Origin of the sequence: Lipingzhangella rawalii (genome assembly GCF_031628175.1) — a bacterium.
Lineage (GTDB): Bacteria > Actinomycetota > Actinomycetes > Streptosporangiales > Streptosporangiaceae > Lipingzhangella_A > Lipingzhangella_A rawalii.
This window is the reverse complement of record NZ_JAVLVT010000005.1, coordinates 338750-346051: the sequence shown is the minus strand read 5'-3', so window position 1 is coordinate 346051 and position 7302 is coordinate 338750. Positions and strand designations below refer to the sequence as shown.

Below are 7302 nucleotides of genomic sequence, written 5' to 3'. Positions count from 1 at the left end.
CCCCCCCCGCCCCCCCCCCGGCGCGGGCCCCCCCCCCCCCCCCCCCCCCCGGCCGCCCTCAGGGACGCGGACGCCCATCCCGAAAAATCACCAGGTCGTCGCGATGCACGACCTCCCGCTCATAGGCCGGGCCCCGTTCCCGCGCCAGCCAGCGGGTTGAGCGTCCCATCAGCTCGGGAATCTCCAGAGCGTCGTAGTTCACCAGCCCTCGCGCCCACACTGTCCCGGTCTCGTCGGAGAGATCCACGGGGTCTCCCGCCACGAAATCGCCCTCAACCTTGACCACGCCGGCCGGCAGCAGCGACGCGCTGCCCTCCACCACCGCGCGGACCGCCCCCGGATCGAGGACCACACGTCCACGGCCCGTGGTGGCATGGGCCAACCACAGCTGCCGAGTCCCGGGCCGGCGCCCCTCCCCGGCCATGAAGTACGTCCCGACAGGCTCCCCGCCCAACGCGGCCCGCGCATGATCGGCGTGCGTCAACACCACGGGCACTCCGGCACTCGTCGCGATCCGGGCGGAATCCACCTTGGTTACCATGCCGCCGGTGCCCACCCCGCGCCCGCCACTGGAACCGAGGCTGATCCCGGCAAGGTCCTCCTCCCCCCGTACGGTGACCACACGCTGTGCCTGCGCCCGAGCGGGATCCCCGTCGTAGAGGCCGTCCACGTCCGACAGCAGCACCAGCGCCTCGGCGCGGACCAGATGTGCGACCAGGGCGGCGAGCCGATCGTTGTCACCGAAACGGATCTCGTGCGTGGCCACGGTGTCGTTCTCGTTGACGATCGGTATGGCACCGAGGTCGAGCAGACGGGCCAGGGTGCGCTGGGCATTGCGGTACTGGGCCCGACGCATGAGGTCATCCACGGTGAGCAGGATCTGGGCGGCGGTGAGTCCGTGCCGTGCCAGCGCCGCGGTGTAGTGGGCGACCAGCAGGCCCTGGCCCACACTGGCCGCCGCCTGCTGGGTCGCCAGATCCTGGGGACGCGCCGCCAGGTGAAGTGGAGACAGGCCGGCAGCGACGGCCCCGGACGACACCAGGACCATCTCCACTCCGGCCGCCTGTCGCCGGGCCACCACCTCGCTCAGGGCCGCGATTCGGTCGGTGTCGATATGCCCCGCGGCCGTGGTCAACGACGAGGAACCGACCTTGACCACCACCCGACGGGCAGTGGCCACGGCCGCACGCTCCCCCTCAGCTCTCACCTGCTGCACCACCTCGTTCGGCCTTCCTCTTCCGCTCCGCAGGCCACCCCGCACAGTCGGCCCCGCACACCTGTTGGACTACTGAAGTCGCGGATCCGTCCCGCGCGGGCCGACCGGGCGATACTCTGCACCGGCCCCGCGGGACTGGTCCCAGTCGAAAACGACGGCGTCGTCGTCATCACCAATGTGCACCTCGGCACCATCCTGTGCCCCCGCCTCGACGAGCGCTCGCTCGATTCCGAGCCGGTCCAGGCGATCGGCAAGATAGCCCACCGCTTCGTCGTTGCCGAAGTCGGTCTGGTGCACCCACCGGGTGGGCTTCTCTCCACTGATCCGGAAGGTGTTGTCCCCCAGCGGCACCACCCGGAAGGGGACCTCGTCCACCGGACGCGGCCGCAACACCACCCTGGTCGGGGCCGCAGCGGGACGGCGGGCGCGGTCGGCCGCAACCATCTCCGCCATCGCGAAGGAGAACTCGCGGAGCCCGAACCGGCTCCCAGCCGACACCCGCAGTACCCGCAGGCCCCGTTCCTCCAACATCGGCTGGACCAGTTCCGCCAGGTCCTGCGCATCGGGGACATCTACCTTGTTCAGTACCACCAGGCGCTGGCGGTCGGACAGGTCGGGCCCGCCTGCCGCGGCGTAGGAACGAAGCTCCTCCTCGATCGTGTCCAGATCACTGACCGGGTCACGCCCAGGCTCCGGCGTCGCGCAGTCGAGGACATGGACCAGGGTGGAGCACCGCTCCACATGCCGCAGAAAGGCCAGGCCCAGGCCCTTTCCGGAGCTCGCCCCGGGAATCAGGCCGGGGACGTCGGCCACGACGAACTGGTGTTCACCCGCCTCCACAACACCCAGATTGGGAACCAGGGTGGTGAACGGATAGTCCGCGATCTTGGGCCGAGCCGCGGAGAGAGCCGAGACCAGTGACGACTTCCCGGCGCTGGGATAGCCGAGCAAACCCACGTCAGCGATGGTCTTGATCTCCAGACGAAGATCACGTGCCTCCCCGGGCTCGCCACGCAGCGCGAAGCCGGGCGCCTTACGCTTCGGCGAGGCCAGCGCGGCATTGCCGAGGCCGCCCTTTCCACCCCGTGCCGCGATCATCCGCGTCCCGGTGCCCACCAGATCCGCGAGAATCTCGCCCGACTCGTCGCGAATCACCGTCCCCTCGGGCACCGGCAGCACCAGAGAGGTGCCGTCGGCACCCACACGGTTGTGCCCCTGACCCGGGCGGCCGTTCTGTGCCCGCCGGTGCGGGCGACGCTGGTACTCCAGCAGGGTCGTGGTCCCCGGGTCCACCTCCAGAATCACGTCCCCGCCCGATCCGCCGTCCGCACCGTCCGGGCCCCCCAGCGGCTTGAACTTCTCCCGGTGCACCGAGGCGCAGCCGTGCCCCCCGTCCCCGGCCTGCACATGTACGACCGCCTCGTCCACGAAGTCCGGCACGTCCGCCCCCTTGCCTGTTGCACAAAGTCGTGTGGGGCGGGCCAGAACGCCTGGCCCGCCCCACACGTGGTGTCGCTGCGCCGGCCCTACTCGGCCGGCGCAGGCACGATGTTGATGGCCTTGCGGCCACGACGGTTACCGAACTGCACCATGCCGGCAGAGAGCGCGAACAGGGTGTCGTCACCGCCACGGCCAACGTTGTCGCCGGGGTGGAACTTGGTGCCACGCTGGCGGATCAGGATCTCTCCCGCCTTGACCTGCTGGCCACCAAACCGCTTGACCCCGAGCCGCTTCGCATTGGAGTCGCGCCCGTTCCGTGTGTTCGAGGCGCCCTTCTTTGTGGACATCTCGCAGCCCTCTCTACTTGTCGCCGCCGATGCCGGTGACCCGGACCTGGGTGTACTTCTGCCGGTGGCCCAGCCGCTTCTTGTAGCCGGTCTTGTTCTTGTACTTCACAATGTTGATCTTGGGGTCGCGGGACTCGCCCAGCACCTCGGCGGTGACCCGGTAGCCGCCCAGTTGCCCGGAGTCGCTGATGACCTTGCCGTCATCCACGACCAGCAGCGGCTCCCAGGTCACGGTCGATCCGACCTCATCTGACAGCTTGTCAATGGTCAGGACGTCGTCGACAGACACCTTCTCCTGCCGGCCGCCCGCTCGCACGATCGCGTACACCGGGAAACTCTCTTCCTGCTCAAGCCGTTGAAACTGAGCGCGCTCTCACTCAGACCGTGTCCTATGCGCACAGGCCCCGGGACTTAGGTCGCCGATTCCTAGGCCGGGGAACGAATGTGGGGATCGGGCGGATTCGCTACCCGCGATGCCCGACGCACCGACCCAGATCATACCACCCTAGGTGGACCGCCTGGGCATTCGGGCAGCCATCCCCACACAGTACCCGCACACCGGTCCAGGGTACCCCGCCCGCCGGGGCCGTGGGGCCCTACCCCACGCCCCGGGCTGGCCACCGTCCTGGCACCAGGTTCTACGACGCCTCCACCACAGGTGATTCACTGTCCGCGGCCCGGGAGCCGCCACTACGCCGCGTGCGCCGACGGCGAGTTCGGCCGCCGGATCCCGTGGCCGCGGACTGGGCCTCGGCGGACTCGGCGGCATCCGCACCCTCCGAAACCGCGGCCTCCCCCGAGGACGAGTCCGCACCGTCGGCCGTATCCGCGGACGCCTCCGTGGACGCCTCCGTGGGCGCCGCAGCATCGGCATCACCCACGTGCCCGGAGCCGGCGTCCGGGCCGGGGGCTGCATCGGCATCCGTGGTGTCCGAGCCCGCGTCTGAGGTCGTGTCCGCGGTCGTGTCGGCGTCAGCGTTCGCGGTCGTGGCCTCCGTCGCGGGAGCAGCCTCGGCGGCGACCTCGGTGGACTGGGGTGTATCGTCCTCCGCGCCGCGCTCCTTGCTCTTGGCGCGGGACCTGGACTTGGTCCTGGTTCTGGACCGTTCCTTGGACGTGGTCCCGCCGGACTTCGCAGACTTTTCTTGCTTTTCTTGCTTCTCGGGGGCCTGGGTCTCGCTCTCGGTCGCCACGCTCACGGCCGGATCCGTCCCCCCGGAGTCCCGAACCTCGCTCCCGGAGCCGTTCTGCCGGGCGGACTTCTTGCCACTCGTCGAACGCCCGCTGCCGCTCTCGGCTGTGTCCGGATCGGATTTGGCCTCCGCCGCACCGTCCGTAGCGGCTTCAGAGGCCGCAGTGGTTTCCTTGGTTTCCTTGTCGTTACCGGCGGTCGCGTCCTTGGCCTTACTCCGGCTCTTGCGGGACTTGGACTTTCCGGTTCCGGAGCCGCCCTTCCCGGAGCTGGTGAGGGACTCGCTGGAAACGATCAGCCCCCGGCCACTACAGTTCTCGCACGTGTGGGAGAACGACTCCACCAGGCCCTGACCGACCCGCTTACGGGTCATCTGGACCAGCCCCAGGGAGGTGACCTCGGCCACCTGGTGCTTGGTGCGGTCCCGAGCCAGGCACTCCAACATGCGACGCAACACCAGATCCCGGTTGCTTTCCAGGACCATGTCGATGAAGTCGATGACGATGATCCCGCCGATGTCCCGCAGCCGCAGCTGTCGAACGATCTCCTCGGCGGCCTCCAGGTTGTTCTTCGTCACCGTTTCCTCGAGGTTGCCGCCCTGGCCGGTGAACTTCCCCGTGTTCACGTCGATGACGGTCATCGCCTCGGTGCGGTCAATGATCAACGAACCGCCGCTGGGCAGCCACACCTTGCGTTCCAGAGCCTTGGCGATCTGTTCGTCCACCCGGTAGGCGGCGAAAACGTCCCGCTCATCGGACCAGTGCGTGAGGCGCTCGGCGAGATGCGGAGCTACGTAGTTGACGTACTCCTCCACGGTCGTCCACGCCTCGTCCCCGGCCACAACCAGGCTCGAGAAGTCCTCGTTGAAAACATCGCGCACCACCCGAACCGTGAGATCGGGCTCGCTGGACAACAGCGCGGGAGCACTGGCGGACCGGGACTTACGCTTGATCGACTCCCACTGCGCGGACAGACGGTCGATATCGCGCTTGAGCTCCTCCTCGCTGGCGCCCTCCGCGGCGGTCCGGACGATCACACCCGCGTCCTCGGGCACCACCCGCTTCAGGATCTGCTTCAGGCGCGAACGTTCCTTGTCCGGGAGCTTACGACTGATCCCGGTCATGGACCCGTCCGGGACATACACCAGGTAGCGCCCGGGCAGGCTGATCTGACTGGTCAGCCGCGCTCCCTTGTGCCCGTTTGGCTCCTTGGTGACCTGGACCAGAACCGACTGGCCCGACTTGAGTACCGACTCGATGCGTTTGGGCTGCCCCTCCAGGCCTGTGGCGTCCCAGTTGACCTCACCGGCGTACAGGACGGCATTGCGTCCCTTGCCGATATCGACGAAGGCGGCCTCCATCGAGGGCAGCACATTCTGCACCCGCCCCAGGTACACGCTGCCCACCAGTGACTTGTGGGTGGAACGGTCCACATAGTGCTCAACGAGCACGTCGTCCTCAAGCACCGCGATCTGGGTCCGGTCCTCGACCCGCCGCACGATCATGTCCCGCTGCACGGCCTCCCGGCGCGCCAGGAACTCCGACTCCGTGATCACGGGTGGACGCTTTCGCCCCTGCTCCCGCCCCTCACGCCGCCGCTGCTTCTTGGCCTCCAGGCGCGTGGACCCGCGAACCGACCGCACCTCGTCATCCGGCTCCGCGGTGCGGGGCTCGCGTACCCGAACCACCGTGTTCGGGGGATCGTCGGTCTCCGTGGACTCGCTCTCCCCCGTCGCCTGCGTGGTCGCCGTACCGGACCCGCTGCGGCGCCGCCGGCGCCGCCGACGCGTCCCGGATCCCGAGGAACTCGCTGTGGAGCTGTCGCCCGAGCCCTCCTGGCCGGAGTCCTCCCGCACGGGGCCGGAGGTGGTGTCGCTGTGTTCGGCTGACTCCGACGGTCCCGTTCCGGTGGCCGCATCGCTCTGACCACCCGAGGACGGGGCCGACGGTGCGGACCGGTCCTGACTCCCGGGCTCGGACGCATCGGACTCCGCACCCTCGGGCGTTTCCGCGCGGACCCGGCCCCGGCCACGACCACCGCGTCGGCGTCGCCGGCGGCTGGTTTTTCCGTCATCGCCGCCGGACGGGCTCTCGTCCGCGGAAGCGTCCCCCGCGTCCCCCGCGACCTCCGCTGCCCCGGTAGAACCGGCGTCCCCGTTCTGGTCCGTGGTCACCGTACCGCCAGCACCGGACCGCCTCGAGGGTTCGGTGCCGTTGCGGCCAGAGGTGGTTGCGGGCGCGGGTGGCTGGAACACCGCCGTCGGTGGCTGGAACAGCATCGCGGCCATCGTTGCCGCGTTGTCCGGCACAGACTGTGCGGTGGCCTCGGTGGCTGACGGCTGCTCCTCTTCCGTCGGCTGGGCTGCGGTGTGCCCCGTGTCCACGGCCCCTTCGGTCGCTTCGGTCGCAGAGTCCGTCGCGGCGGCGGATGTCGATTCCACGATCAAGTCAGCCGTGCCAGCGGTGACGTCATCGGGCACGGGCTCGGGCGCCCCAGCCGCGTTCGATGACTCCTCCGGGGCCGGATCGGACTGCTCGGGCGCTGCCTCCACCGCGGCGGCTGCGCCCGCCCTCCCAGAGGTGGTCGGGTGCTCGGCACCGTCGGGCGTGCCGGCGGGGTCGGGACTGTCGCCCCCATCCGCACCGTCCGTGCCGACCGCACTGGAAGCGTTGGCCGCGTTGGCAGGCTGGTCGGTGTCGAGGGCGCTGCCGGTGTCACCGCCGGCATCCGACCCGGCCGTGTCCGAACCCGCACCCGGAGCCGCCGAGAGGTCGGCCGCTTCGCTCTGGGGCTCGGGCTCCGGCTCGGGTGGGGGACCAGGCGGGCGAACCGCGACACGTCGCGGCGGAGTTACCACCACCGAGGGTGTCTGCTCACCCGCAGTGGCCCCGGCATCCGCCTCTGCTGAGGTATCCGGTTCGTCCTGCGCTACTGTCAACTCGGTTGTGTGGTTACGGTCCGATGCGGTTGCCTCAGCACGGTCCGGCTCGGTGGCCGCACCCTGTGAGGTCTCGGACTCGGCGGTGCTGTCCACACCGCTCGTCGGCTCGTTGTCGAGCATCCGGGCGCTCTCCCGTCAGAGCTCCCAGGCGCGGCCTCGGGAGGTC

General features: G+C 69.6%; 5 protein-coding genes. All 5 read right to left on the bottom strand.

From position 1 onward, the window contains the following. Positions 1–58: 58 nt before the first annotated feature. The gene (gene proB / locus RIF23_RS12530; RefSeq protein WP_310912672.1) at positions 59–1207 is read right to left on the bottom strand and encodes a glutamate 5-kinase; all 1149 of its coding nucleotides are present in this window, start codon (positions 1205–1207) and stop codon (positions 59–61) included. Positions 1208–1285: 78 nt separating this feature from the next. Next, positions 1286–2656, bottom strand: a complete 1371-nt coding sequence (gene obgE / locus RIF23_RS12525; RefSeq protein ID WP_310912671.1) for a GTPase ObgE — start codon at positions 2654–2656, stop codon at positions 1286–1288. Between the two features lie 86 nt (positions 2657–2742). Further along, the gene (gene rpmA, locus RIF23_RS12520) at positions 2743–3003 is read right to left on the bottom strand and encodes a 50S ribosomal protein L27 (RefSeq protein WP_310912670.1); all 261 of its coding nucleotides are present in this window, start codon (positions 3001–3003) and stop codon (positions 2743–2745) included. 13 nt (positions 3004–3016) lie between these two features. Next, positions 3017–3331, bottom strand: coding sequence for a 50S ribosomal protein L21 (rplU, locus tag RIF23_RS12515; RefSeq protein WP_310912669.1), 315 nt, complete (start codon positions 3329–3331; stop codon positions 3017–3019). A 310-nt stretch (positions 3332–3641) separates the two neighbouring features. Beyond that, the gene (locus tag RIF23_RS12510) at positions 3642–7256 is read right to left on the bottom strand and encodes an Rne/Rng family ribonuclease (RefSeq protein ID WP_310912668.1); all 3615 of its coding nucleotides are present in this window, start codon (positions 7254–7256) and stop codon (positions 3642–3644) included. Positions 7257–7302 lie beyond the last annotated feature (46 nt).